Annotated in this window: 23 protein-coding genes and 3 pseudogenes; 10 read left to right on the forward strand and 16 right to left on the reverse strand. The window is 70.5% G+C overall.

The window, feature by feature from the left end; genetic code table 11:
* Positions 1–65: 65 nt before the first annotated feature.
* Positions 66–371, reverse strand: coding sequence for an MAPEG family protein (locus tag ACLEQD_RS09190; RefSeq protein ID WP_410383130.1), 306 nt, complete (start codon positions 369–371; stop codon positions 66–68).
* Positions 372–854: 483 nt separating this feature from the next.
* Here ACLEQD_RS09190 and ACLEQD_RS09195 point away from each other — a divergent pair, with 483 nt between their 5' ends.
* Both ACLEQD_RS09195 and ACLEQD_RS09200 read left to right on the forward strand, forming a co-directional pair.
* Positions 855–1,199 carry a biotin transporter BioY gene (locus tag ACLEQD_RS09195; RefSeq protein ID WP_410383131.1) on the forward strand — a complete coding sequence of 115 codons (345 nt, stop codon included), beginning with the start codon at positions 855–857 and terminating at the stop codon, positions 1,197–1,199.
* 237 nt (positions 1,200–1,436) lie between these two features.
* On the forward strand, positions 1,437–3,791 hold the full coding sequence (locus ACLEQD_RS09200) for a DNRLRE domain-containing protein (RefSeq protein ID WP_410383132.1): 2,355 nt from the start codon (positions 1,437–1,439) through the stop codon (positions 3,789–3,791).
* Positions 3,792–3,834: 43 nt separating this feature from the next.
* Here the strand turns inward: ACLEQD_RS09200 and ACLEQD_RS09205 are convergent, their stop codons facing one another.
* From ACLEQD_RS09205 to ACLEQD_RS09225, 5 genes are all read right to left on the reverse strand, one after another.
* Positions 3,835–5,901 (reverse strand): ArnT family glycosyltransferase, encoded by a 2,067-nt coding sequence (locus tag ACLEQD_RS09205; protein WP_410383133.1) that lies wholly within the window; start codon positions 5,899–5,901, stop codon positions 3,835–3,837.
* 105 nt (positions 5,902–6,006) lie between these two features.
* A complete protein-coding gene (locus tag ACLEQD_RS09210) occupies positions 6,007–6,897 on the reverse strand; it encodes a hypothetical protein (RefSeq protein ID WP_410383134.1) in 891 nt (296 codons plus the stop codon).
* Position 6,898: 1 nt separating this feature from the next.
* Positions 6,899–7,888: a cupin domain-containing protein gene (locus ACLEQD_RS09215; RefSeq protein WP_410383136.1), complete on the reverse strand. Its 990-nt coding sequence runs from the start codon at positions 7,886–7,888 to the stop codon at positions 6,899–6,901.
* A gap of 65 nt (positions 7,889–7,953) precedes the next feature.
* Complete coding sequence (locus tag ACLEQD_RS09220; RefSeq protein ID WP_410383137.1) at positions 7,954–8,988, reverse strand: MAC/perforin domain-containing protein; 1,035 nt, start codon at positions 8,986–8,988, stop codon at positions 7,954–7,956.
* A 57-nt stretch (positions 8,989–9,045) separates the two neighbouring features.
* Positions 9,046–9,876 carry a hypothetical protein gene (locus tag ACLEQD_RS09225; RefSeq protein WP_410383139.1) on the reverse strand — a complete coding sequence of 277 codons (831 nt, stop codon included), beginning with the start codon at positions 9,874–9,876 and terminating at the stop codon, positions 9,046–9,048.
* A 293-nt stretch (positions 9,877–10,169) separates the two neighbouring features.
* Here ACLEQD_RS09225 and ACLEQD_RS09230 point away from each other — a divergent pair.
* Together ACLEQD_RS09230 and ACLEQD_RS09235 are read left to right on the forward strand one after the other, a co-directional pair.
* Positions 10,170–10,229, forward strand: a pseudogene (locus ACLEQD_RS09230) (hypothetical protein); the annotation flags it as partial.
* Positions 10,230–10,260: 31 nt separating this feature from the next.
* The gene (locus ACLEQD_RS09235; RefSeq protein ID WP_410383140.1) at positions 10,261–10,854 is read left to right on the forward strand and encodes a LysR family transcriptional regulator substrate-binding protein; all 594 of its coding nucleotides are present in this window, start codon (positions 10,261–10,263) and stop codon (positions 10,852–10,854) included.
* Positions 10,855–10,866: 12 nt separating this feature from the next.
* Here ACLEQD_RS09235 and ACLEQD_RS09240 read toward each other — a convergent pair whose 3' ends face one another.
* From ACLEQD_RS09240 to ACLEQD_RS09250, 3 genes are all read right to left on the reverse strand, one after another.
* Entirely contained in the window at positions 10,867–11,856 is a 990-nt protein-coding gene (locus ACLEQD_RS09240; RefSeq protein WP_410383141.1) for a GNAT family N-acetyltransferase, read from the reverse strand.
* A 72-nt stretch (positions 11,857–11,928) separates the two neighbouring features.
* On the reverse strand, positions 11,929–12,975 hold the full coding sequence (locus tag ACLEQD_RS09245) for an acyltransferase family protein (protein ID WP_410383143.1): 1,047 nt from the start codon (positions 12,973–12,975) through the stop codon (positions 11,929–11,931).
* 157 nt (positions 12,976–13,132) lie between these two features.
* Positions 13,133–14,059, reverse strand: a complete 927-nt coding sequence (locus ACLEQD_RS09250) for a GNAT family N-acetyltransferase (protein WP_410383144.1) — start codon at positions 14,057–14,059, stop codon at positions 13,133–13,135.
* A gap of 696 nt (positions 14,060–14,755) precedes the next feature.
* Between ACLEQD_RS09250 and ACLEQD_RS09255 the strand changes: the two are divergent.
* Together ACLEQD_RS09255 and ACLEQD_RS09260 are read left to right on the forward strand one after the other, a co-directional pair.
* A pseudogene (locus tag ACLEQD_RS09255) lies at positions 14,756–15,061 on the forward strand (M20/M25/M40 family metallo-hydrolase); the annotation flags it as partial.
* Between the two features lie 260 nt (positions 15,062–15,321).
* A pseudogene (locus ACLEQD_RS09260) lies at positions 15,322–15,855 on the forward strand (M20/M25/M40 family metallo-hydrolase); the annotation flags it as partial.
* Positions 15,856–15,875: 20 nt separating this feature from the next.
* Here the strand turns inward: ACLEQD_RS09260 and ACLEQD_RS09265 are convergent.
* The 6 genes from ACLEQD_RS09265 to ACLEQD_RS09290 all read right to left on the reverse strand — a co-directional run bounded on the left by ACLEQD_RS09265 (position 15,876) and on the right by ACLEQD_RS09290 (position 22,061).
* On the reverse strand, positions 15,876–17,018 hold the full coding sequence (locus ACLEQD_RS09265) for an HAD hydrolase-like protein (RefSeq protein ID WP_410383145.1): 1,143 nt from the start codon (positions 17,016–17,018) through the stop codon (positions 15,876–15,878).
* Between the two features lie 286 nt (positions 17,019–17,304).
* Positions 17,305–19,554, reverse strand: a complete 2,250-nt coding sequence (locus ACLEQD_RS09270) for a hypothetical protein (protein ID WP_410383146.1) — start codon at positions 19,552–19,554, stop codon at positions 17,305–17,307.
* Positions 19,527–20,102, reverse strand: a complete 576-nt coding sequence (locus ACLEQD_RS09275; protein ID WP_410383147.1) for a hypothetical protein — start codon at positions 20,100–20,102, stop codon at positions 19,527–19,529. The genes ACLEQD_RS09270 and ACLEQD_RS09275 overlap by 28 nt, the downstream gene beginning before the upstream one ends.
* Before the next feature lie 225 nt (positions 20,103–20,327).
* Entirely contained in the window at positions 20,328–21,143 is an 816-nt protein-coding gene (locus ACLEQD_RS09280; RefSeq protein WP_410383148.1) for a metallophosphoesterase family protein, read from the reverse strand.
* Positions 21,144–21,298: 155 nt separating this feature from the next.
* On the reverse strand, positions 21,299–21,664 hold the full coding sequence (locus ACLEQD_RS09285) for a cupin domain-containing protein (RefSeq protein WP_410383149.1): 366 nt from the start codon (positions 21,662–21,664) through the stop codon (positions 21,299–21,301).
* Between the two features lie 196 nt (positions 21,665–21,860).
* On the reverse strand, positions 21,861–22,061 hold the full coding sequence (locus ACLEQD_RS09290; protein WP_120529680.1) for a cold-shock protein: 201 nt from the start codon (positions 22,059–22,061) through the stop codon (positions 21,861–21,863).
* A 346-nt stretch (positions 22,062–22,407) separates the two neighbouring features.
* Here ACLEQD_RS09290 and ACLEQD_RS09295 point away from each other — a divergent pair, with 346 nt between their 5' ends.
* From ACLEQD_RS09295 to ACLEQD_RS09310, 4 genes are read left to right on the forward strand one after another with little or no spacing between them, the layout of a single operon-like run.
* The gene (locus tag ACLEQD_RS09295; protein WP_410383150.1) at positions 22,408–22,941 is read left to right on the forward strand and encodes a periplasmic heavy metal sensor; all 534 of its coding nucleotides are present in this window, start codon (positions 22,408–22,410) and stop codon (positions 22,939–22,941) included.
* A 30-nt stretch (positions 22,942–22,971) separates the two neighbouring features.
* Positions 22,972–23,187, forward strand: a complete 216-nt coding sequence (locus tag ACLEQD_RS09300; RefSeq protein WP_410383151.1) for a hypothetical protein — start codon at positions 22,972–22,974, stop codon at positions 23,185–23,187.
* A gap of 15 nt (positions 23,188–23,202) precedes the next feature.
* Positions 23,203–23,883: a response regulator transcription factor gene (locus ACLEQD_RS09305; RefSeq protein WP_410383152.1), complete on the forward strand. Its 681-nt coding sequence runs from the start codon at positions 23,203–23,205 to the stop codon at positions 23,881–23,883.
* Positions 23,883–25,289 (forward strand): ATP-binding protein, encoded by a 1,407-nt coding sequence (locus ACLEQD_RS09310; RefSeq protein ID WP_410383153.1) that lies wholly within the window; start codon positions 23,883–23,885, stop codon positions 25,287–25,289. The genes ACLEQD_RS09305 and ACLEQD_RS09310 overlap by 1 nt, the downstream gene beginning before the upstream one ends.
* A gap of 48 nt (positions 25,290–25,337) precedes the next feature.
* Here the strand turns inward: ACLEQD_RS09310 and ACLEQD_RS09315 are convergent.
* The coding region (locus tag ACLEQD_RS09315) for a carboxypeptidase regulatory-like domain-containing protein (RefSeq protein ID WP_410383154.1) at positions 25,338–25,981 on the reverse strand (644 nt) is incomplete at its 5' end.

Below are 25,981 nucleotides of genomic sequence, written 5' to 3' on the forward strand. Positions count from 1 at the left end.
CGGCGGCGCTGTTCGCGGCGGAGGTCCGGGCGCGGGCGAAGGAGGACGCGGGGTAGGTGACGGCTTCAGCCCCAGGGCCGCAGCCAGAGCACCCAGCCGGCCAATCCCAGCTGCACGGCCAGGGTCAGCACCGCGCCGGCCGCCTGGACGGGGCTTCCACGCAGCAGCCCGAAGGCATGCGCCAGGCGCGCCACCAGCAGCGCGCCACCGAAGACGTGGAGCGCCGTCGAGTTCCCACCGCTCAGCTCCGCCAGCAGCAGCAGGATGAGCGCCAGGGGGACCTGCTCGACGTTGTTGCCATGCGCGCGGATGGCGGCTCCCAGGCCGGCATGGCCTCCGTCGCCCCGGAAGATCTTGTGCTGGGTGCGCACCGGCTGACGTTGACGGAGAGCGCCAGCGTGAGGAAGGCGTTGAGCGCGGCGTAGAGCGACGTTACCGGGACCAGGAACAACGATGTGCCGAGCAAGGGAGTCGTCAAAAGGGAAGCCTCCAACCACGAGAGGCCCGGGACCGTAGCTGTTTCATGATGCCCGTGGGTGCCCGTCGCGCTTCGTCGCTGGCGCCAGCAGCCTTGCACCGGCCTCCGCCCTCGCCGAGCATCGGCGCGTGGCTCCCCTCCCCTCCGAATCCACCCATCGCGTCCTGGCTGACGGCTTCGTGCGCACGCGCGCACAGGAGGGGGCGCTCGTCCTGGGCGCGGCGCTCTGCACCGCGCTGCTCGCCCAGGTCGCCATCCCGGTGCCGGGGTCGCCGGTGCCCATCACGGGCCAGACGCTCGCGGTCGTCCTCACGGCGGCCGCGCTCGGGCCTGGACGGGGGCTGGCCGCGCAGGTCGCTATCTCCTGCTGGGGGCGATGGGACTGCCGTTCTTCGCGAAGGCAGCCAGCGGCTGGGGCGCGCTCACCGGGCCCACCGGCGGCTTCCTGGTGGCCTTCCTCCCAGCGGCCCTCCTCGTGGGTCTCGCGGCGCGCCAGGGCTACGACCGGCGGTGGTGGACGGCGGTGCCGCTGTTCCTCGCGGGCCAGTTGCTCATCCTGGCCATGGGCGTGTCCTGGCTCCGGGTGAAGGCCGGGCTCGACTTCGCCACGGCCTTCCAGAAGGGCTTCGTTCCCTTCATTCCTGGCGGACTGCTCAAGGCCGCCATCGCGGGCCTGCTCATGCCGCTGGCCTGGAGGTTCGTCCTGAAGCGGCGCGACTGAAGGGTGGAGGCATCGCGGCCGCGAGCCCCATGACACCCGCGTCCGCTGGGTGCCTCCGCGCGCGTGCCAGTCCTGGCACGTTCCTCCCCGTCGCGAGCGGCGTCACGCGGCCCTCCGTCGCGCAAGCGCCGGAAGCGACTGGGAATCCGGCGCCCTCCGCGCCCTGGCGCAAGGGTTGCTCAAGGGGTGCGCGTCGCGCCGGAAAGGACCGGCGCGCATGACCCCGAGTGCCATTGCATGCATCGCGCACCCCCGTGGAAGCAGTCGCTCCGTTCCCTTCTCATCGCGCCGCTCGTGGCGGGGCTCGTCCCTGGCTGTGATGGCGGCGAAGCAACACCACAGCCAGCCCCGTTGGCGAAGGCCCGGGCCGCGCCGCTCATCACGGTCCCCACGCCCAAGCAGCTCATCCTGGAGCCGGAGGCGGACACGTTCGTCCGGGCCAGCACCCCGGGCGTGAACTACGGCACCGCGCAGAACCTGTACGTCGACTCCACCAAGGAAGAGACCTACCTGCGCTTCAACCTGAGCGGCCTCCCGGCCGGTGCCCACATCGCCTCGGTCATGCTGAAGGCCCTGGCCTACAGCGGCGCCTCCCCCGGAGGTGACGGCAGCGTCTACGCGCACCTGGTGCCGGACGACACCTGGAGCGAGACAGGCATGACCTGGAACAGCCGGCCCGCGGTGACCGGCGACAGGCTGGGCTCCTGGTGGCTCTGGAACCCCAACACCTCGCCCAAACCCTTGCAGGTGGCCGTCAACTTCGACCCGAAGTTGAAGACGCCCGTGCAGCAGGCGCTGGACTCGGATGGGCTCGTCTCCTTCCGGCTGATGTCCCCCGGCTACCAGACGGTGTATCGCTCGCGTGAATACAGCGTCGCCAGCGAGCGGCCCCAGCTCATCATCAACTACTTCGAGCCCGGGGATCCGCAGGTGACCACCGACCTCCAGGTCGTGGCCCTCTACCCGCAGGCGGACGCGCAGGTCGTGGCGGGCAACCCCACCGCGAACTACGGCAAGAGCTCCGTCCTGACCGTGGACCGGACCGCGGCGGAGACCTTCCTGCGCTTCGGCCTGGGCAGCGTCCCCGTCAACGCGCAGGTGGTCGCCGTCTCCCTGGTGGCCACGTCCCATGACGGCTACGCCTATGACGACGCGGACGGCAACGTCTACACGCGCCTGGTCTCCGACAACGCCTGGAGCGAGACCGGCATCACCTGGAACACCCAGCCCGCCGCCTCCAGTGACGACCTGGGCTCCTGGCTGCTGTGGAACCGCAATGGCCAGTACACGACCCAGGTGGGCATCAACTCCAGCCCGAAGCTGGTCGCGCCCGTGCAGCAGGCGCTGGAGTCGGACGGGATGATCTCCCTGCGGTTGGATTCGCCGGGATATCGGACGCTGTACCACTCGCGCGAGTACACGAACACGTCGGTCCGCTGGCCCCACCTCCTCGTCTCCTACTTCGTGCCGCCCCCCTGCCCCACGCCCGAGGAGCTCCCCGCGCCCAAGCAGGTGGTCCTGGAGCCGGAGGCGGACACGTACGTCTGGTCCGAAAACCCGAACACGAGCTACGGCGCCAACCAGAACCTGTGGATCGACGACAAGAAGGGGGAGGCCTACCTGCGCTTCAACCTGGGCAGCCTCCCCGCCGGCGCCCACATCGCCTCGGTCCGGCTGGAGGCGCTGGCCTACGACGGCTACGCCAACGGCGGTGACGGCAGCGTCTACGCGCACCTGGTGCCGGACGACACCTGGAGCGAGACGGCCATGACCTGGAACACCCGCCCCGCGGTGAGCGGGAGCGACCTGGGCTCCTGGTGGCTCTGGTACAACGCCAGCACGCCGAGGCCCTTGCAACTGGGCGTCAACGCCGACGCGAGGCTCAAGGCGCCCGTGCAGCAGGCGCTGGATTCGGATGGGCTCGTCTCCTTCCGCCTGAAGTCGGCCTACAAGACGGTGTATCGCTCGCGGGAGTACGGCGTCGCCAGCGAGCGGCCCCGGCTGGTCGTCAGCTACTTCGAGCCCGGCGATCCGCGGGTGACCTCGCACCTGGAGGCGGCGTCCTTCTTCCCGGTGGCGGACAGCTCCGTGTGGTGGAGCAACCCGAACGCGAACGCGGGCACGTCCATGGGCCTGACCGTGGACCGGGCCGACGCGGAGACCTTCCTGCGCTTCAACCTCGCGGCCCTCCCGCCTGGCGCCCAGGTGGCCTCCGTCGTCCTCGTGACCACGTCCACGGGCGGCAACGTCACCGCCGGCGAGGACAGCAACGTCTACACGCGGTGGGTTCCCGACAACACCTGGAGCGAGACGGGCATCACCTGGAACACCAAGCCCTCCGTCTTCAGCTGCGAGCTGGGCTCCTGGCAGTTCCCGACCCGGTCCGTGCCGTACACCACGCAGGCGGGCATCAACGCGAGCCCGCTGCTGGTGCCGGTGGTGCAGGAGGTCCTGTCCATGGATGGGCTGCTCTCCTTGCGGCTGGACTCGCCGGGGAGCCGCTCGACGTACGACTCGCGCGAGTACTCGAACACCTGGGCCCGCTGGCCGCGGCTCATCGTCTACTACTCCCTCCCCACGGCCACGCCGTGACGTGAGGACGGCCGGCTGCCACGGTTCATGGGTGGCAGCCGGCTCAGGGCGTCCGTGGAGTGACGGCCACGCGCTGGCCCACGGCGCCGAACTCCAGGTGCGTCACCTTCGCGCGGGGCGGGCCCACCGTGGGCAGGATGAACCACGCCGCGCCCCGCAGGGCCTGCGGATTGCGCAGCGTCGCCCCTGGCTCCAGCACCCGCTCCACGATGCCGTCGGGGCCGTGGAAGGTGATGCGCAGCGGCTGGGGCGGGCCGAGCGCCCGGACATAGAAGGCGTAGCGGTCCCGGTCCGGGCCTGCCTTGCCGGCCGCGAACCCGAGCACCTCCAGGTTCCCCTGTCGCACGGACAGCGGCGTGATGCCGTCGGGCAGCGGCGCGGGCTGGGGCAGCGGCGCCTCCAGGTCATAGGCCCGCAGCGCGGCCTGGCGAGGCACGCCCGGCACGGGGGCGAAGGGCTCCGCGAGGGGCGACACGAGATAGGGGTGGTATCCCCGCTCGCGGGCCAGCGCGACGTCCGGAGCCCGCCGGTACGTCATGCGCCCGCTCCAGAACATGAGGCTCAGGTTCTCGAAGCTGAGCGGCGGGTCTGAGTCCAGCGCGGCGAAGACGACGCTGCGCTCCGGCGTGTGCCGGGACAACGCCAGCCCCACCTCGCGCGAATGGCTGACGTACAGCTCGTCGACGTGCTCGTCCTCGTAGCGCGCCTTCTCCACCGGCAGCGTGATGGCCAGGTGCCACGCGAGCACCGCCGAGGCCAGGAGCCCCAGCCCCACGGACATCCACCGGGGCCCGCGCGCCAGCCGGAAGACCATCGCCGTCAGCACCGCCGCGCAGGAGGCCAGCACCAGCCCCTCGGCGAGCCCCGGGAGGGTCCGCGTCTGGTGCCACGACGCGGGCAGCGACTCGCGCAGCCGGGTCAGGACGGGCAGGTGCTCCATGGCCAGCGGCGTGCCGAGCCCCGCCAGCAACAGCGCCGCGAGCACCGGATGGCGCCACGCGTCCGAGCCCGCGATGGCGAGCGCGGCGAGGACGGCGGGCACGGCGCCCCAGGCGATGGCCGGGACCTTCACCGTGCCCAGCGACAGGACGAGCCACGTCGCCCCCACCCACAGCGCGAGCCCCACCGTCTCCAGCTCCCGCTTGCGCACGGCGCGCACCAGCAGCCAGCAGAAGGCGAGCAGGGGCAGCACCGTCGGAAGCGGTTGGAGGCTCGTGCGGTTGACCTCGTTGAGGACGGCGTCCAGCGGGCGGCGCCAGGGCCCCACGTCCACGGTCGGATCATCGAAGAGGTGGGCGCGCGTGACGCGCGACTCCAGGTCATGCAGCTGGGGCCAGCGCCACGCGGAGTAGAGGCTCCACGGCGCCGCCACCACTCCGGCCGCGGCCACCATGGCCACCACCGTGCCCAGCCTGGGGCCCGGACAGAAGCGCAGCCGGCTCAAGGCCCACAGCGTCGCGGCCACGCCCAGCGGCGTCAGCGCGAGCCCCGTCTTGCAGAGGAAGCCCAGCCCCACCACCGCGCCCGCCGCCAGCCCCCACCGCCAGGAGCCCTCCCGGGTGGCGTGGAAGAGCAGCGCCACCGCCACGGCGTTGCAGCCCGCCAGCGTGCAGTCCGTCACGTCCCCGAAGAAGCGCCCCTGCACGAGCTGCCAGCCGAAGGGCAGCGCCAGGAAGCCCACCGCCCCCAGCGTGGCCCACAGCCGCCCCGCGGGCCGCCGGGCGATGAGGTAGATGGCGGCCCCCGCGGCCAGGTGGCCCAGCAGCGACGCCAGCCGCAGCGCGAGCGGCGTCACCCCCACGACGTGCATCATCAGCGCCCCGAACCAGAAGGGGCCCGTGGGCTTGTGCATCCAGACGTTCGCGGCCCACCAGTGCCGAATGTCGCTCGGGTAGAGCGGGTCCTTGTAGATGTGCGGCGTGAAGAAGGTGTCGTGCGTGCCGCGCGCGGCGGCCTGATGCATCGCCTCGTCCCAGTTGTAGATGGCGGGATGGGCCAGATGCGGCGCCAGCTGCGCGAGCCCCCACAGCAAGAGCGCCACGATTATCAGGCCGTCGAGCTTCGTCCGTGAGGGGTCAGGGGTGGGGACGGCCTGGAGGGGGGCGCTCATCGGAAGGGGCGGAATTCACCACCCGCGTCCTGGGACCGCAAGCCTGCCCGCTGTCCGCCCGGTCTGATTCCGGAGCGGGGCCAGCAGGGGGTGTGAGCCACCGCTTCACCGCCTCCCGGATGGCCTCCGAGGCTTCCGCCCGCTTCGCCTCCCCGTCGGGCACGAAGGCCTGCCGCGTGTCGCCCTTCGCTCGGTAGCGGCCCTTCTCGTCCATCCGCGCCCGCTGCGCCGCATCCACCGCCAATCCGAAGTGGGCCAGGAGGTGACTGTGCACCATGCCAGGCAGGCGCGCGTAGTCCATCCACAAGCACCGAGGCCGTCGTGCTCCCGTGCCTTCCGCGCGTAGCGCGCCAGACACCCCGCGAAGAACGCTTCAGGCGCGTCCGGCTCGTCTCCGGGCCAATCCGGGAAACACGTCCTGAACCACGGCTCCCGGCTCCGGTACCACCGCAGCGGCGCGGACGGGCTCCGGAAGTTGGACGCCATCACCTCCGTCGCGTCCCGCGTCAGGAACACCCAGGGCACCCCTGGCAGGGCGTCGAGGATCCGGTCCAGGAACAGCAGGTTCCATGACGAGAACTTGATCACATACCGCCCCCCGGGCCCGGCCCCCCGCCCGAAGGCCTTGATCAACCGGCGGAACGCCTCCGCGTCGAAGGCGCAGGCGCCCTGGGCGCAATGAAGCAGGTAGAGCGACAGCGCCTCCGGTTCGCTCACGCCCCTCACCCCCGGGAGCGTCCCCAGCAGCTGGGTCACCAGCGTGCTCCCGCACCTGGAGACGTGGAAGATGAGGCCCGCCGGCAGTGCTCCCTCCTCCGGCAGGTCCTTCACCGGACACGACACGGCGGAGCGTGCCGCATCCCCTTCCGACAGGGCCTGGCGCAGGCCGTCTGACAGGAAGGGCGCTTCGTAGACCGCGGCAGGCAGCCGCACCGTCTGGAGCATGGCCTGCCCATCCTGGAGGTACAGGCGGGTGGGGACGGGGACGCGTTCCATGTCACCCGCCACCGGAGGCCACCCGGACGCGCGGCCTCTCCATCTGCGCGAAGGACCGCGCCAGCCTGTCGATCCCGGCGGAGGCGCTCCCGTTCGCATGACGGCCCAGGTACTCGTCCACCAGCCCCTCCAGCTTCGCGTCCAGCCCCGCCATCACCGCGGCCTTCAGCTGGTCCTTGAACGCCGCCAGTTCCCCCTGTTGCCAGACCGCCAGCGGGACGGTGTTGCGCATGAAGGTTTCCTTTTCGAGTTCCTCCACCACCCGCCGGAACAGCGCCTGCCAGGGGCTGGTCAGGAGGCCCACCGTCATGTGCAGGGAATGCACGTCCGTGGCGCTCACGTCGTGGAAGTGCCCCCGGGGCACGTACAGCAGGTCGCCCTTGCGCAGCACCTCGTCGAACACACAGTTCAACGTGGGCCGGTGCTGCTCCGGGTTCTGCATCGGTTCGCCGTCATAGGGCAGGTGAATGGGCTTGTCATACAGCCGCCAGCGCTTCTCGCCCTCCAGTTGCAGGATGAAGGCATCGTGCGTGTCGTAATGGAGCGTGAAGCCCTGACTGCCCGCGGGCGTCATGTACAGGTTCGCCTGCACCCGCACCCGCCACTCCCGCTCCAGCGTGTCGCAGAACCGCCGGAGGGGGTCCAGGGCCGTCTGCGCCTGATAGACAATCACCGAGTGGCCCTGCTCCAGGAACAGGCGCGACACGCGCTCCCGGTTGATCAGATGATTGAAGTTGACCCGCGCCTCCTTGTAGGACACGGACGACGAGAACTCGCTGTACGCCGTCTCACGCCCCTCCTTCACCATCCGCACGTTGGGATAGGCGTTGTTCTCCTTTTGCAGGAACGACAGCATCTCCTCGATGCCGAAGAGCCCTGAGTAATATCCCGCGTCTCCCCGGCGGATCAGCAGACGCTCCCGCTCGAAGTACGTTCGCAGGAACGCTTCCGGGGAGACAGGCTTCAGCAGGTGCTCGGTGTCATATTTCATGGCGTTCCCTCCCCCGGAAGCAAGCGCGAGGGCAGCGCACGGGCGTGCGCTGCCCAGGGGCGCCGTCAGTCGTTCAGCGCGCCCTGCTCGTCGTTGGAGATGGCCTGCGTGTACGGCGTGACGCCGTATCGGGCGCTGATCGTGTTCGCCACCTTGTAGCGCAGGGCCTTGTCGGGGATGAGGTTGATGACGGGCTCCAGCACGAGGGTGTCGATGATGTGCCAGCTCACGTAGTTGCCATTCAAGGACGCGGCCCAGGCCGGGTACTTGCCCATCAGCGAGCCGTCGCCGCCAATGACGTTGATGGTGACGTTCTTGTCCGCTTGCGTGGAGCCGTCGTTGGAGGACGAGCCATGACCGTCACCGCCGCTGCCGCCGCCGGAGATGGGCACGTCCTCCAGCTCCAGGTTGGCCTGGAAGCCCGCGGAGACGCTGTCCGAGAAGCTGTGCCCCTGGCTCATGCTGGTGACCTTCCGGGTGTCCGTGCCGTACAGGAGGCCGCCCAGGTCCAGCTGCTTCACGTAGTAGTGGCCCCACGTGTTCAACACGTTCGTCACGTTGTCGTAGCTGCGAGGGTCGTTGACGCCGGGCTCCACGGCCTGCGCCAGCGCCTGGATGAAGTCAGCCGTCAGCGTCATCGCGCCGTCGCTGAAGCCGATCTGCAGCTTGGGGACGCGGTACATGCTGGTGACGTAGTAGTCCGTCTCCGAGAACGACTGGTCGTTCGAGTACTGGTGTTCGTGCTGGAAGTTCACGCTGAAGATGCCGGGGATGCCGATGTCCGCCTTCTCCACGTCGTACCCCTGCGAGTGGTAGGTGTGCACCGTCTGGAAGAAGGTCTCCACCGTGTGCAGCTGGGCGGTGATGTTCGGGACGAGCCACTGGAACGTCGCGTGGTTGTCCGGATGGAGCGGGTCCGGGAGGATGAGATCCCCGGTGAGCTGCAGGCCCTGGTGGATGCTGAAGACGTTGGTGGGATTCTGCTGCTGCGTGATGACCATGGCGTGGAAGAGGCCACGGTCCTCGAACAGGTGGAGCCAGTCCTGGGCGGTGAAGTCATGCGGATCGCTGGGCAGGTCCGCGTTCTTGAGCTTGGGCATTGTCTTTGATTCCTTGCAGGAGTGTCGCTTCTTCGTGAGGACATCAACCCGGCATCGCTAGTCGTTCAGGCCGTCGCCGCCATTCGACTGGAAGAGCTGATAGGTCTGCGTGGTGTAATACTTCTGATTGACCACGAACACGTCGAACACCATGGAGACAGACTGGCTGTCCATCGTGTAGCCCCTGCAACCGCCATACTTTTCACCCGAGGTGCCCGAGCCGGTGACCGTGCCGCCGTGGACGTTGATGCCGCCGTCGCCCGCCGCCATGACGCCTGGCAGCTGCGGCGGGTTCGAGGGGGGATCCAGGTTCGGCCTGTCCACGGAGTACGTGTTGCCGTCGCTGTCGGTCCAGGAGCGCACCGGAGTGCAGGTGATCCGGATCTGGTAGGAGTTGGCCGCTATCTCCTGACCCAGCGAGTGCGTCCCGAAGTTGTTGTCATAGACATAGATCATGTCGCCGTTGTAGTTGTTGCTGGCGAAGAACGCGTACTGCCCCGCGACCGCCCACTGGTTGGTGGACGGAACGGACGCCCGGGGCAGGATCAGGGAGTTGTTGTCCACGATGGCGATGGAGCTCGGGAGGATCTCGATGCCAAAGCCGAACCCCACCTGGCAGCCGAAGCCAATCTGGAAGGCCAGATAGGTGTCCGGGGGGACGATGACGCCCTTTCCATTGTCAACCAGGGAGCCGTTCTTCAGGTTGGTGACGTTCTCCACCATCAGGGGGGTGGAGAGGTCCGGCAGGCCGGAGATGCCCGAGTAGGCGGCGATCTGGCGCTCATTCGCGGTCTTGGCGACGGCGTCGGCCATGTTGTAGGCGACCTTGACGGTCATGATGCCTTGCTGAAAGAGCTGGTTCTGCGCATTGCAACTCACGAGTGACATGCTTGCATCCTCACGGCATCCAATGGCTGTTGTGGGCAGGCAGGAGACTTCGTGGCGAAGCGCGCGGCACCCATGCCTTGCTCATGCCAGTCAGGTCTCTCTTCATGCACGACAGGCCTATCGCAAGGGCAATGCCAGCCACCCCAGGCCGCAAAGGCGCTGGAATCACTACAAATTCCAGTAATACCCGGATGTCGAGAATGGACCGCTGACGTGTCAAGGCCTGTCCCTGACGCGTCAGCGGTCCCGCGCTCCAGACACCCGGCCGTGAGCGACGCGGAGCCCACCAGGGCCTGGAGTCCGACCTGGGCGTGAGCCTCTTCGACCGGACGGGACGCAAGCTCCGCCTCACCGAGGCAGGCGCGCGGCTCCTGACGTACGCGGATGAATTGCTCTGCCTCGCGGAGGAGCCCCCCGTTGCTGACGGCCTTCCACGCGCGCCATCCGCAGGTGCGGCTGACGGTGCAGCCCGCGGGAAGGGCCGACGTCCGCAGAGGCTTGCAGGAGGCGGAGAGCGACCTCGGCCTCTTCCTCGGCGAAGTGCCGCGAGGGCTCGACGTCGCGTGCGAGGAGGTTGCCCGCGAGCCCCTGTGTCTCGTGGCGCCTCCGGGCCATGCCCTGACCGGGCGGCCGAGCGTCACGGCCCGGGAGCTCGCGTCCTGCGCCTTCATCTCCACGCAGGCGGGGTGCGCGTACCGCGATGTCTTCGAAAGCGCCTGGGCGGAGGCAGGCCCCCTGCCCCAGGCCGTCGCGGAGGTCGGCAGCGTGGCGGCGGTGGCCCGGTGTGTCGCCTCGGGCATGGGGCTCGCGGTGCTGCCCGAGGTGGCGGTGGGGGACGAGCTCGCGCGCGGAGACGTGGTGGCGCTGCGCTGGGAAGCCCTGCGCCCCGCGGGCGTCTGGATGGCCTGGAACGCCCAGCGGCTGTCGCCCGCCGCGGCGGCCTTCCTGCGCCTGGCCCGCGAACTGCGCGACGCGTGACAGCCCCGGGGTTCAGCTCCGCTGCGCGCGATAGGCCGGGAAGTAGCCCGTGCCGCTGCTGCTCCCCGACAGGCGCGCGTACACCCCGGGTTCGCAGATCAGCTCGTGGGTGCAGAGGTGCGAGCTGGCGTTCGAGAAGCTCCGCTTGAACTGCTCCAGGCCGTCACCGGGCCGCACGCCGCCGCCCAGGTGGAACGGCAGCCCGAGCTGCGTGGCGAGCTCCACCAGCGCCCCGAAGACGGTGTTCTTGGCCGGCGAGCGCCCCAGGTCCGCGTCCGCCGTCCCGCCCAGGTAGTAGTGCAGCACGCCATCGCTGCGGACCCCCACCCCGGAGGAGGCGATGTGGCCGTCCGGCGCGCGCGTCGTCGCGAGCCAGGCCTCCGGCGAGGAGAACAGCTCCTCGAAGTACGCGTCGGAGAAGAAGTACCGGGACTGCGCTCCGTCGCGGACCATGGTCTGCCGGTAGACGTCCTTGAAGCCCTCCCGCTCCTCGTGCGTGGCCTCGCGCACCGGGCAGCAGGTGCTCACGAAACCCAGCCGGGTGTTGCGCCGCATCTGCCGGCGGGCCTCCGCCTGGAACTCGATGGGGAGGCGCGGGTCGATGAAGAACACCTCGTTGCGCTCCGTCCCGCCCACGAAGCAGCGGGGGCCGGAGACGCGGTCGCGCACGAAGAGGCTGACGAGCCCCGTCCCCTCCCAGTCCACGGCGCCCTTGGGCACCTCGCTCAACCCATCCAGCCGCCCGCCGGGATACCCGTAGGGGGAGATGGCATCGCGGTACGGCGTCCCCTCAATGGGCCGCACGATGAGCGGCACCCGCAGCGCGCGCCCCTCGCCGTCCTCGATGAGCAGCGTGTGCGTCACGCCTTCGGCCCGCAGGTGGTGCGCGGAGCGGAAGTAGTCCTCCGACACGGCGGACCGCCCCTCGTCAGGCACCAGGGCGGCGCGGCAGGGTTTCAGGCCGGGAGACGTGAGCCGCGAGGCTTCGGAGTGGTTCATCATTCGAGCGCATCCTTTCCATGAGCGACGCAATGCCCGCCATCCCCCGCGCACACGTCGAGCGCACGGAGGCCCTCATGCGATGTGGGAGGGGACCGCCGTCCGAGCCTGGGCCTTCCGCCGCCACTGCCGGAAGGCTCGCAGCGCGGGCTGCTCGACGCGGTAGGTGATGAAGACGGCCAGCAGGAACCCGACCGCGAACGCGATCGCGATGGCCGCCTCGGGACGCCAACCCGCGGCCTCGAGCCGCCGGATGATGACGTAGCCGATGTTCTGGTGGACCAGGTAGAACGGATAGGAGATGAACCCCATGAAGAGCAGCGGGCGCCAGGTGAGCCAGCGCAGCGCGCCCCGGGACAGCGCCCAGGAGATGCCCAGCACCACCCCGAACACGGGGACGGGCGCCTCGCTCCCGACGAGCACCTCGTGCGCCAGGCTGACGCCCACCAGCGCCAGCGCGGAAGGGAGGGAGACCTCGCCGCGGCTTTGCTTGAAGGCCAGCACGCCCAGCGCGAAGTATTGCAGGTGCGGCCGGCTCGCGAGCCGCGAGAGGAAGGTCATTCCCAGGGACTGCGCGGCCAGCTCGGCCAGGGTCTGCACCGCGACGAGCACGATGAAGATGGGGATGATTTTGGGGAGCGTCCGCGTGTACGCGAGCACGAACATCAACAGGTAGAAGGACAGCTCGATGGTCAGCGTCCAGTACACGGTGTCCACGTGCGGGACGCGAAGCAGCTCGTGAAACATGGTCAGGTTGACCAGGGCCGTCTGGAAGCTGAACTCGCGCTCCGGCAGGCCGAACAGCGTCACCACCGTGAAGGTGAGCGCGACGGCCGTCCAGTAGGACGGATAGAGCCGGGCCGCGCGGCTCCACACGAAGTCCCGGACCCGTTCGACGCGCTCCAGCGACATCAGGATGACGAAGCCGCTGATGGCGAAGAAGAGCTGGACGCCGTACTTCCCGAAGCGCAGGTCCCAGAGGGGAACGGAGTGCCCGTAGAGGTCGCTGTACTCCGTCGTGAAGTGATACAGCGCGACCGCCAGCGCCGCGAGCCCCCGGAGCGCATCCAGCTCCACCAGGCGCGGTGGGCTGGCATCCGGAGCGGCAGACATGCTTCTCATCCGAGTTCACCCTTCCTCGCCTTCTCCGGTCAGCACTCGGAGCGAGCCGAAGGGTAGGGTTCACCGCGCGTCCTCACCATGCCCCCCGGGGTCCCGGGCGGGTGTCAGGTCCCCCGCATCCAGCGGCCCTCGCGTCGCAGGGCCCTCGGACCGCGGCTCAATGGCGTGGCGCGCGGTAGGCCGGGAAGAAGTCGCCGCTGACGTGGCCCTCCGCCAGCTGGGCATACACCGCCGGTTCGCAGATCAGCTCGTGCGTATGGAGGCGGGAGCTTGCGTTGGCGAGGCTCCGCTTGAATTGCTCCAGGCTGTCACCCGGGCGGACGCCTCCGCCCAGATGGAGCGGGACGCCCAGCTGCGTGCAGAGCTCCGCCAGCGTCCCGAAGACGTTCTTCGCCGGCGAGCGCGGCAGGTGCGCATCCATCGTTCCGCCCAGGTAGTAGTGCAGCATGCCGTCGCTGCTGACGCACAGCGCGGAGGAGGCCACGCCGCCCTCCGGCGCATGGGTCGTCACCAGCCAGGCGCTGGGAGAGGAGAACAGCTCCTCGAAGTAGGCGTCGGAGAAGAAGTACCGGGGGCTGGCCCCTTCGCGGACCATGGTCTGAAGGTAGGCCGTCAGGAAGCCCTCCCGCTCCTCGCGCGACACCTCGCGCACCTGCCGCGCGGTGCTCACGAAGCCCAGCCGGAGGTTGCGCCGGATGTGCCGGTAATGCATCTCCCGGAACTCCACCGGCAGGCGCGGGTCGATGAAGAACACCTCGTTGCGCTCCGTCCCGCCCGCGAAGCAACGGGGGCCGGAGACCCGGTCGCGCACGAAGATGCTGACGAGCCCCGTCCCCTCCCAGTCCACCGCCTCCTTCGCCACCTCCCGCAGCCCGTCCAGCACGCCTCCGGGAAACCCATACGGTGAGATGGCGTCGCGGTAGGGCGTCCCCTCGATGGGCCGGACGATGAGCGGCACGCGCTGCGCGTGACCCTCGCCGTCCTCGATGACCAGCGTGTGCGTCACCCGTTCGGCCCGCAGGTGGTTCGCGGAACGGAAGTAGTCCTCCGACAGCGCCATCGCCCCCTCGTCAGGCACGAGCACGGCCCTTGTTCGCATCATCCGCATGTCTGCGCCCCCGGTGCTGCCTGCGTCCGCGACCGGTCCGAGCAGCCCTCTCCCCGGAGGCTCGGACGGAATCCAGACGAAAACGGCGATTGCCTGCCTGTGTCGCTAAGATGTATTTCCGTTTGTTACTGGCGTTCCCGTTGCAGGGTAGCCTTCCAGCCGCTCCGCTGGAGCCGCCCGCCGGGACATGCCAGCTGTTGGAATCCTGGCGTCGAAGCCCCCCGGCCTCGCCCTGGCGTCGGGGTGTCCCAGCGCGACGGCAGGAGTGACGCACCACGCCTGCTGCTACGCTCCCCGGTCCCCTCCCCGGAAACCCCCGAGCCGATGAAGCGCGTCCTCCTCGTCCTGCTGGCCCTCGTGTTGCTCCTCTCGGGCGTCCTCGTCGTCCGCACGCTGCGCTTCGCTTCGCGGCAGGTGGCCGCGGAGCCCGCCGAGCCCTTCCCGGTGGATGCCGCCGCCGCCGCGGGCCGCCTCGCGGAGGCGCTGCGCCACCGCACCATCGCCGCGTCCGACGGCATGCGCGCGGACGACGCCGCCTTCCAGGCCCTGCACGCCGGGCTCGTCAGCGGGTTTCCCCGCGTGCACGCGCAGCTCGAGCACGAGGCCGTGGGCGCGCACGCGCACCTCTACACGTGGAAGGGCACGGAGCCCGGCCTGCGGCCCGTGCTGCTGATGGGCCACCTGGACGTGGTGCCCGCGGAGGCGGAGGCCACCTGGAGCCACCCGCCCTTCGGCGGTGTCGTGGCGGACGGCTACGTGCATGGGCGCGGGGCGCTGGACGACAAGGGCAGCGTGCTCGCCATCCTGGAGGCGGTGGAGGGGCTGCTCGCCCAGGGCTACCGCCCCCGCCGCACGGTGATGCTCGCCTTCGGCGCGGACGAGGAGGTGGGCGGGCACGACGGCGCGGCGCTCGTGGCCCAGCGGCTGCGCGAGCGGGGCGTGCGCCTCGAAGCGGTGCTGGACGAGGGAGGCCCCATCGGCGTGGGGCTCGTGCCCGGCGTGGCCGCGCCGGTGGCGCTGGTGGGCGTGGCGGAGAAGGGCTCGGCGCGCGTGGAGTTGAAGGTGCGCAGCGCGGGCGGGCACGCGTCCATGCCGCCGCGCCAGACGGCCGCGAACGTCCTCGCCCGTGCGTTGGTGCGGCTGGAGGAGCACCCCTTCGAGCCCGAGCTGCGCGGCGGGACGCGGGCGCTGTTCGAGTCCGTGGGGCCGGAGATGGGCTTCGGCATGCGCCTGCTCTTCGCCAACACCTGGCTCTTCGCGCCCCTCATCGAGCGGCGGATGGCCGGGGCCCCTCCACGGACGCCAGCATCCGCACCACCACCGCGGCCACCATGCTGGAGGGCAGCCCCAAGCCCAACGTGCTGCCGTCGCAGGCGCGCGCGGTCCTCAACGTCCGCCTCCTGCCGGGCGACAGCCTGGAGGAGGTGCGCGCCCACGTGCGCAAGGTGGTGGACGACCCCCGCGTGGAGGTGGCCGCCGAGGGCGACGAGGCCTCGCCGGTGTCGAGCCTGGACACGGAGGGGTGGCGGCAGTTGCAGCGCAGCATCCGCCAGCAGTTCCCGGACGTGCTGGTGGCGCCCTTCCTCACCGTGGCGGCCACCGACGCCCGCTACTTCCACTCCTTGAGCGACAGCGTGTACCGCTTCGTGCCGGTGCGCATGAACCGCGAGGACCTCACGAGGATGCACGGCCGCGACGAGCGGCTCTCCGTCGACGAGCACGCCGCCGCCATCCGCTTCTACGCGCAGTACCTGCGCAACACCACGCGCTAGCAGAGCGTTATCGCGAGGCCCTACGCCGCGACGACTTGCAGCAGCTCGTCGAGGCGGGTGAGGACGACCGTGGGCGCGCGCGAGCGCAGCAGCGCCTCCGTCGCGTAGCCCCACGTCACCGCGGCCGTGGCGATGCCCTCGGCCGCCGCGGCCTCGATGTCGCGCACCTCGTCACCCACGGAGAGGGCCTCGGCGGGACGCACGCCCGCCGCCTTCAGCACCTTCCGGAACTTCGCGCGCTTGCCGAAGAGGCCCGCGCCGCAGGCGTAGTGGCGGATGCGCGCGGACGCCACCGGCCCGAGCACGCGCCGCACGTTCTCTTCCGCGTTGGAGCTCACCACGGCGAGGGTGATGCCCCGCGCCTGGAGCTGTTCGAGCATCGCCTCCACGCCCGGGAAGAGCGGGATGCGGTGCGCGTCTCGCGCGACGAGCTTGCGCATGTGCGAGGCGATGAAGGGCATCTTCCACATGGGCACGCCGAGCCGCTCGATGATGGCCCGGCTGTCCTGCCCGCGCAGCGACTCCAGCTCCTCCGCGCTGACGGAGCGAAAGCCGTAGCGGAGGGCCACGTCGTTGAAGATGCCGCGAAACCAGTCCGCGCTGTCCGCGAGCGTCCCGTCGAAGTCGAAGATGATCAGCCGGTAGCCCATGCTTGCGTTCCCCTCCCCCGCGCTCAGCTCAGCGTCCCGCAGTCGGCGATGCGCTGCACGCGGAGCGCGGCCAGCCGCGCCAGGGGGGGCCGCCGCCTCCGGGCCTTCGAGCAGCGCCACCGCGCGGGCGACGGCATCCAGGGTGGACATGCCGGCGGGATGCGAGGGCTCGCGGAGCCGGAGCATCCCGGGCTCCGGCGGCGGCAGCACCAGCCGGGGGAGCGCCCGCAGCTCGGGGAGCCGCTGGGTCATCCGCCGGGCCTGCGACCAGTTCGCGTCCAGCACCACCAGCTGCCTCGGCGCGGGGGCATCCGGAGGCGCGGTGGGGCCATCGGGGAAGAGCAGCCAGGTCCCCGGCTCGCAGAGCACCTCCAAGTCGAAGGTCCCGGCCCGCGCCCCGTGGATGAGCAGCTTCGCGTTCGCGAGCGCCAGCGCCGCCACGCCCCCGGTGTTGCTGCGCTTGGAGACCTCCATCACGTGCTGGAGGAAGAGGAACCGGGTGCGTGTCTCCACCCGGGGGACCTCCGCGCACAGGCACAGATGCTTCGCGAGGTTGCAACGCGGACAGCGGGGTGGGCGGGCGGCGCGGGGAGGCATCCTCGCGTCATCCTGTGCTGGCCTCCCCGGGAAGAGAAGCCTTCGTTGCCGGGCCGGCGGCCCGTGGGTGGAGCCCTCCTCTGGCCACCGGGGAGCGGGGGGGGCCGGCCCGCGGGTGTTCATCGACCGGGTGGTGGAGCTGTTCGCGAGCCGCACGAACGTCTGGCGGCGTGACGGATGGCAGCCCCAGCCCGCGCCGTGCTCAGCCCCCCTGGGTGCGGCACCACGCGATGCGCAGCGCGGCGAGCGCCTGGGGTGAGTCCACCGTCACGGTGTCGGTCGCGGAAGGCACGGCCGCCAGCTCCGTCAGCGGCGCTTCGAGCGCGGTGACGGCCTGCGTTTCGGCGTTGGCTGCCTTCGCCAGGAAGGGGAACCGCACCGTGAGCTGGGTGGCCTGACTGCCCCGCTTCTCGGTCCGCACCACGAGGCTGCTCGGAATCGCGCCGCTCGTCGTGCCGCAGCTGGGGTAGCCCCCCGCCGCTCCCGGCGCCTGCACCCGCGCCACGCGAATCATCACGTCCTCCGACTCCACGGGCGTCCCGGCGTTCGTCGCCGTGACCTGGCCCAGCGAGCCTGTCTCCGCCAGCGAGCCTTCTTGCCCGCCGGGGATGAAGCGCGCCTCCAGCGGAGTGGTGACCGACAGGGCGTCCTTCAGCGGCGTGCCGAGGCGAGGCGTGCCATTGACAGACAGCGGCGGCGCCACGACGTACTCCTGCTCATGCCAGCCGGAGTCGCTGCCGGACGCGCCCCGGCCGCCCGCGGGGGTGTTGCGGAGCACGACGCCGAGCAGGACGCCTTCGCTGTCCAGCGTCCAGGCCGGGATGCCCTGATGGTAGATGCCTCCCACCGGCTGGCTTCCCTGCTGGATGCAGGGAATCACATAGTCATGGGTGGCGACGAAGGTCGGGCCGGGCCAGTTGGGCACGGGCAGGACGTCCTGCTGGTAGTGCGGCGTGCCGTAGCTGAGCGTCGTGGGCGCCGTTCCGCTCGCGTTCACCATGGGGAACGCCACCGCGACCGACGTGCCGGAGGGCGAGGCGCCCGTGAGCTTCATCCGGAGGAAGCGCTCTCCCACCACCAGCGAGTACTCCAGCATGAACCGCTGGCCGCTGTTCTGCTCCGTCACCTCCGCCTGCAAGCGATAGCGGTACGGCCCCTGCTCCAGCCACCGCGCGGCTCCCCCCACGAACTTCGCGGACATGTCCTGGCTGAACGTGCCATAGACAGGCGGATTGGTGGAGCCATACGGCTCATTGCCAAACTGATAGATGTTGCCGGAGTCGGTGTAGAACCGCAGCTGGTTGCCCACGCCCTGGGAGACGAAGAGGTTGTGGCTCCCGCCATCCACCCCATATGAGAACTGGCTGATGCCCCACCCCTCCGCCTGGGAGAGGGTCACGCGGATCAAATCGTTCTCGAGCGTCGCCGTGTCTCCCACGGACGGCTGCGAAACCACGATGGGCCCCGGCGCGGACAGGGTGGAGAGGTAGACCGTCTCGTATCCCGCGCTGGGGGGCGCCGCCCTGAAGAGGAGGTTCCCGTTCGCGGCCCGCTGGATGGGCAGCAACCCGTCGCGGGTCCGCACGCTCTTCACGGCCTGAAAGCGGAGGTCCGCCGGTGGAGGGGTCAGCTCCGCCAGCAGTCCATGGGCCCGCTCGAACCCGAGCGTGTTGCACACCACGACAGGGAGCTCCTGGGGCTGTGGCTTCGCCGAGATGCCCTGCGCGAGCAGCGCCATCCCCTGGTCCAGGGCGGCCCTCGCCACCGAGACGCCCTGCCGACTCAGCGGCAGCTGCTCGCCGTAATACACGGGGTCCGGCGACGTGCCCGTCACGAAGTCGTGATGGGAGCTGGGGGCCAGCACCTCCCAGCCATTCCAGACCGTGGAGTCGAACGCGTCCAGCGAGGAGGAGGCGTAACCGCTGCTGGTGCGAAGCAGCGCGCTGATGACCTCCGCGGACATCAGCGCGCGCACCGCGGCGTACTGATTCCGCTTCAGCTCGGGGCGGCTGGCGAAGTAGCCCGTCCAGTAGTTCTGTGCGTTGAGCGGCGCGTTCACCGGGAGCGTGGCGCCGCTCTGCAGGACGGCATCCATGTATGTCTTGAACGTCCCCGTGGTTCCCTTGACGCCATTGCTGTTGCCGTAGCTGCTGTTGTAGCCGTGGGTCACGTTCAACCAGCTCAACACCTCGCCCGACGGGGAGGTGACGGAGGGCGTGGCGAAGTCGATGCCCACGGGGATGAAGCGCAGGCCACCGGGCCACCCCGAGCGGTACTGGTTGACGAACTGGTTCACCGTCTGGGCATTGCTGGAGATGTTGTACGCGTCCAGGTAGCCCACCGTGCCGTAGGTGTCGGGCATGAAGAGCGCGGTGATGCGGGAGCCATCTCCCGCCTGCCATTGGAAGACCAGGCCGTTGGCGTTCAGCTGCGCGGCGATGGAGGGCCCCACGGGGTCGATGGGCGCGGCCCCCGGCGACCCTGCGGCGAGCCGGGCACGCGGGAGAGCCCGGCCGTGGTGAGGCCCATGGCGTTCAGCACCACCGGCAGCTGGGGATCATGCCCGAAGTCATCCGGCAGCCACGCCGAGTCGTACAGGTTTCCCCCGAGCCCGACCTGCTTCGCCCAGGTGCGCCCCACCAGGTAGTTGCGGATGAAGAGCTCACCCGCGCAGACGAGGTTGTCCGGAGACGTGATGCCGCCGCCCATCAGGCAGAAGTCCTCGCCCGCCTCGGCGAAGGCCGTGATGCCCGCCGGGTTGTCCCGCGCGTAGCGCTGCAGGTACCCCACCTCCGTCACGGAGAATGCGAAGCCGATCCGCCTGGAGAAGAGCGAGCCTGCGGCGTTGAAGATGTTCTGGACCGTGTCGCGGCCGCCGCTGGAGCCCGAGGCCTGGCTGTTGGAGGCGTAGTACTGGTCGAACGTGTAGACCCAATCCCAGTCGATGTGCGTCGTCGGGCAGATGAGGATGCCCTGGGTGAAAGGCGTCTTGGAGGTCATGAGCGCTTTCCGAAGCGAGGGGAGTGACCCCAGTCCCTACGCAAGCCGGATGCCACGGTGTGCTCAAGGAGACACTCCCCCAGAACGGAGGCTCGCCCCTGGAGTCAGCCCTGGCGCCGCGTCTCTCCAGCAAGCGGCTGCGTCAGCACGGAACGCGACGGAGGCCCTCGGGCCTCACCTGTTCTGGGGACGCCGGACCCGCGCTCCCATTCCGCCCCGGACTGATCAAACCCCGGCACGCTGGAGGAGCACCGCGCGCGCATCCACGTTGAGGACCTGGGTTCCGCTCGCGAGCGTGACGAGGGGCACCTCCCAATGACAGTGCCCGCAGATGACGAGGAGCCTGCTCCAGGGCTCCACCGCCTCACGGATGACGGCGTTGCCGCGCAGCCCCATTCCCGGCGCGTCCGGGCCTTCGTGGAGGACCAGCACCTCCGGGTCCTGGAGCAACACCGCTTCAAGCCGCTCCAGTTGGGCGGACTGCTCACGCCGGTTGAGCTTGTCCGGGCGTCCGATGATGTAGCTCACCCCACCCACCGCCAGTCCATCCGGCGCGACGACGCCGCCATCCAGCAGCTCCCGTCCGGGCTCGCGGAAGAAGCGCTCGCGCTCCCGGGCAGGACCGAACGTGTCGTGATTCCCCGCCACGCCGACGACCCAACGGAAGTTCCGGGTGAAGGCACTCCAGACGCTCCGCACGTCCCCTGAAGCCCCCCGCTCATCCGCGGTGGAGTTGGAGAAGAGGTCTCCCGCCAGGACGATGCCGATGCGGCTCGCGGGAGGGAGTTCCCCTGCTTCGCCCATCATCGCCAGCTCGTCGGCCACGACTTCGCCCAGGAGCGCCGCGGCTCCGTCCTGCAAGGCATGCGGCGCCATCCCCTGCAGGTCCGAGAGCGCGATGACCGCCTCCAGGTCTCCAGGCAGGGTGTCCACCTGGCCACGCAGCAGGGGCAGTCGCTCCGCGCGACTGCCACCACGGGGCGCCGCGTTCAGGTACCACCACTCATGAATGGGCTTCTCATCCACGGCCAGGATTCGCATGCGCCCCGGACGCGGCCTGCTCGTGGGTCTGACAGGGGCGGGGCTCGACCCGCTCCGGGCTGAGCGTGACTTGCACGCGGGCCGCCTGGCACGGGAGCCTTCCGGGACGCCCCCGGACGCGTCTCCGAAGGGCGGTCCCTGAACGCGACGGTCCGTCAGGCCTTGGCGCCCTTCGGGGCCTCGTGCTCGTCACGGCCGTGCGCCGTCGCGATGGGGCTGGTCGCCTCCACGGCGGAGAAGGTCTCCAGGATCTTGTACGTGTGGCTGGCCCCGCGCGGCACGAGCCACGAGTCGCCGGGGTTGAGCACGAGCACCTGCCCCTCCAGGTGCAGCTCCGCGCGGCCCTTGAGCACGAAGCCCACGGTCTCGTAGTCGCGGGTGCTGGCGGGCTTGGCCTCGGCGGGCGGCTCGTCCTCCCACAGCCGCATGGCCACACGGACGCCGGATGCGAGGTACTTCTGGCCCATCTCCCCCTTGGGGGAATGGCGGCTCTCGACCTTCTTCACGCTGGTGTCGCCCATGTTCGCCTCTCCTTGGGAGGCGGCGTGCGGCGCCGCGCTCCTCCTGGGGAGAAGGTAGGGAAGACCCCGGACGCTGGCGGATCGCGTCGTGCGGTCGCTCGCCTGCCCTGCGTCCGAAAAGACGAAAGCCCAGCCTCCCTGGGGGAGACTGGGCTTCGATGACTCACCACTGGGGGTGGGTCAGGGTTCGGCTGGATCAGGCGGCGCGAACGTTCTGCGCCTGCAGGCCCTTGGGGCCCTTGGTGACTTCGAACTCCACCTTCTGGCCTTCAGCCAGGGTGCGGAAGCCATCCATGTTGATCGCAGTGTGATGGCAGAAAACGTCCTCGCCATTGTCCTGCGCAATGAAGCCGAAACCCTTCGCGTCGTTGAACCACTTCACGGTACCGAATGCCATTGTGAGTCTCTTCTCTTTCTCTGCTCTGTACAGGTGACAGGCTCGCGCCTTCCACCGGTGCTGGAACGAACACCGCCCCGGCACGCCGGGCACTCTACCCACTTCCTGCGCGAACACCACTCCTGAGGGTGGATTCTCGCCGGAAGCCGTCCTTCATCCGACACAGCGGCTGAAGTCGAGGCCCGGTTTTGGAACATCCGGTGCCCCCCGGGGCATTCCGGAGGCCTTCACACTTCTTCACCGCCCCCGGGCGTGGGCTTCACACCCGCCTTCTACCTTGAGCTCCGTCAGAAACGACACGGGCCCGCCTGGTCGGTGCCCGACCTGCTTCCCTGGAGCCAAGCACATGTTCGGATTCCTCTTCGGTACCGCCTGCCTCGCCGGTCTCTTCGCCACCCTGCGCCGGGGGCGCTACGGCCATCACCCCTCCCACCACGGCCGCGGCGGCCGCTGGAACACCCGTCCCCGGCTGCGCTGGCTCTTCGAGCGGCTGGAGACGTCGCCCGGCCAGGAGAAGGTCATCGTGAAGGCCGTGGAGAGCGTGCGCGAGGCCTTCGCCAAGGTGAAGGACCTGTGGGGCCCCAGCCGCACGTCGCTCGCGGGCTCGCTGCGCGGCGAGCACTTCGACGGCGCGATGCTGCGCGAGCTGTTCAGCCGCCACGACGTGGCGCTGGAGACGCTGCGCAACGCCGTGCAGGACGCCCTGTCCCAGGTGCACGAGGCGCTGGAGCCAAACCAGCGCCGCGAGCTCGCGGACATCATCGAGCACGGCTGGGGCCAAGGCTGGCAGGGCCGGGGCTGGCACGGGCGGCGCTGCGGCGGGTACGGCCGCTGGGGTGGCCGTCCGCACAACGATGACGGCCCCGCGTCCTTCGTCTGAGAACCCCTGCCCTCTTCCTGGAGACCTCCCATGAGACACCGTCTGCTCGTCGTCCTCCTCGCCGCGGGGACCCTCGGAGGCTATGCCTCCGGCTTCGCCAGCCTCGCCCGCCACCACCGCTCCGCCTGCCACCGGGGCGACTGGGGCGGCCCCGCCTACCGCAACGGGGCGCCGCCGTACTGGGACTGGCACGCGCCCAGGCCCCAGGACACGTCCGGCCCCGCCGGCGCACCGGGAGCGCGTTAGGATTCACCCCCGCCCATGCCCACCCGCGTCCTGCTCATCGATGACGACACCCGGATGTTCGAGTTGCTCGCGGAGTACCTCGGGCAGAACGGCATCACCGTCAGCCACGCGCCAGATGGTGGCCGCGGGCTGGCGGCGCTGGAGGCGAGCGCCTTCGACGCCGTGCTCCTGGACGTGATGATGCCGGGCATGGACGGCCTGGAGGTGTGCAAGCGCATCCGGGCCAGGAGCCGCATCCCGGTGCTGATGCTCACCGCCAAGGGCGACGAGACGGACCGCGTGGTGGGGCTGGAGCTGGGCGCGGATGACTACCTGCCCAAGCCCTTCGGCCCGCGCGAGCTGCTCGCCCGCCTGCGCGCGGTGCTGCGGCGGGCCCAGCCGGCGGCGGTGGCGGACCGGCTCGAGTCGAGCGGCGTCTCCATCGACGTGTCCGGGCGCGAGGTGAAGGTGGAGGGCAAGGCGGTGGAGCTGACGGGCCTGGAGTTCGACCTGCTGCTCGCGCTGATGCGGCGCGCGGGCCGGGTGATTCCCCGCGACGCGCTGCTGGGCGAGGCGGGCCGCAACGACACGGTGGTGAGCGAGCGCACGGTGGACGTGCACATCTCCCACCTGCGCCAGAAGCTGGGCGACGAGGGCACGCGCCTCATCAAGACGGTGCGCGGCGTGGGCTACGTGTTCGCCAAGGAAGGCGCCTGATGGGCTGGGGGCGCTGGCATCACGACGAGGAGCCCTGCATCCCGCGCCCCCCGCGGGGCTTCGGCCGCCACGCACGCGCACACCATCACCACCACCGGCGCAGGTTCCACCTGGGCCGGCTGGGGTCCTTCGTGCAGGCGCGGCTCAGGCGCCGGCTGTTCGTCATGTTCGGGCTCACCATCCTGGTGACGGTGCTGGTGGTGTCGTGGGTGATGAACCTGACGGGCGGCAACACCTGGCGGCAGGAGACGGAGCGCGCGCGCTCGTTCGTGGGCCACCGCTTCGCGGAGGTCTGGGACGCGCCCGCCGCGCGCGAGTCCCTGGTGCGCGGCATCTCCGACGACCTGGACGTGGACGTCGAGCTGACGGACCTGTCCGGCGCGGTGGTGGCCCGGGGCGGCTCGCCGTGCGCGAAGCCGGACGCGACCATCCCGGTGATGCGGCAGGACACGCAGCTCGGGACGCTGCACGCGTGCTACCTGCAAACGCGCTCGCGGAGCCCCTTGCGCGCCGTGCTGCCGCTGGGCATCGCGGTGCTGGTGCTGTGGACGGCGGCGGGCGGCATCTCGTTCCGGCTGGCGCGGCCGGTGGACACGCTGGTGAAGGCCACGCAGGAGCTGGGCGAGGGCCGGCTGGGCGCGCGGGCGAGCCTGGACCGCCACACCACCGGGGAGTTCGCGGTGCTCGCCGAGTCCTTCAACGACATGGCGGCGCGCATCGAGAAGCAGCTGGCGGACCAGCGCGAGCTGCTGGCGGCGGTGTCGCACGAGCTGCGCACGCCGCTGGCGCGGCTGCGGGTGCTGACGGAGCTGCTGCGCGACGGCGGGGGCAACCCGCGCACGTTGGATCAGGTGGACCGCGAGGTGGTGGAGCTGGACGCGCTGGTGGGCGAGCTGCTCGCGAGCTCCCGCCTGGACTTCGGGCAGCTGACGCCCAAGGCGCTGGAGGCGGGCGTGCTGGCGGCGCAGGCGCTGGAGCGCGTGGGGCTGTCCGCGACGCTGTTGCAGCCGGAGACGGACGACGTGGCGTTGATGGCGGACGCGACGCTGCTGGGCCGGGCGCTGGTGAACCTGCTCGACAACGCGCGCAAGCACGGGGTGGGCGTGGAGGCGCTCCGGCTGCGGGAGCACGGCGAGGAGCACCTGGCCTTCAGCGTGGAGGACCGGGGCCCGGGGCTGCTGCCCGGAGAGGAGACGCGCATCTTCCAGCCGTTCTACCGCAAGGACCGGGGCGGCGAGGCGCGCGAGGCCGGCTCCCTGGGGCTGGGGCTCGCGCTGGTGCAGCGCATCGCCCGGGCCCACGGCGGAGAGGCCTTCGCGGAGAACCGCCCCGGCGGAGGCGCGCGCGTGGGCTTCACGGTGCGCAAGGCCGGGCCGCCGGGGCCCGCGTCGAACCCGCGGGCCTGACGGCGGCGCAAGGCGTCCAGCCCGGACGCCAGCGCCTTCAAGCCGGGACTACTGCTTCGCCTGCGCGTCCGTCGCGGCGAAGGTGAACGTCGCCTCCGCGGGCGCGCCGTCCTTCACGGTGACTTCCGCCGTCTTCGTGCCCAGCGTCTCGTGCCACGCCTCCAGCGTGTACGTGCCCGCGGGCAGGCCCGTCAGCGTGAAGGTGCCGTCCGCGGCGGTGGTGGCGAAGTACGGGTTGGGGTTGCTCACCACGTAGGCCGTCATCCACGGGTGCACGTCGCACTTGAGGCGCAGCACCTCCGCGTCCGACGGCAGCGGCTTCCGCACCGGCGCGCCCGAGGGCGGCTGCGCCACGTTGAACACCGGCCGCGTGCCCACCACGCCGCGCACGTTGTGCAGCGTGCCGTCGCTGTTCTTGAACACCACCTGCTGGCCCGCCACCGCGCCCTGCACGCGCGGCACGTAGGTGCACTTGGACTGGTCCACCACCACCGGCGTGGACGGCGCCGCGGGGGCGCCCGCGACCGGGCCCTTCACGCGCACCAGCACGTTCTGCAGCTTGCCGTCCTTCACCAGCACGGCCTGCTCCTTCTCCGGCCGCCCGTCACACGCGGGGTCCGCGCTGGGCGCCAGGTCCGCCATCACCGGCGGCGTGCCGGTGAAGGACACCGTGCCCTTCACCACGCCGTCCC

The organism is Corallococcus sp. 4LFB (genome assembly GCF_046520365.1).
GTDB lineage: Bacteria > Myxococcota > Myxococcia > Myxococcales > Myxococcaceae > Corallococcus > Corallococcus caeni.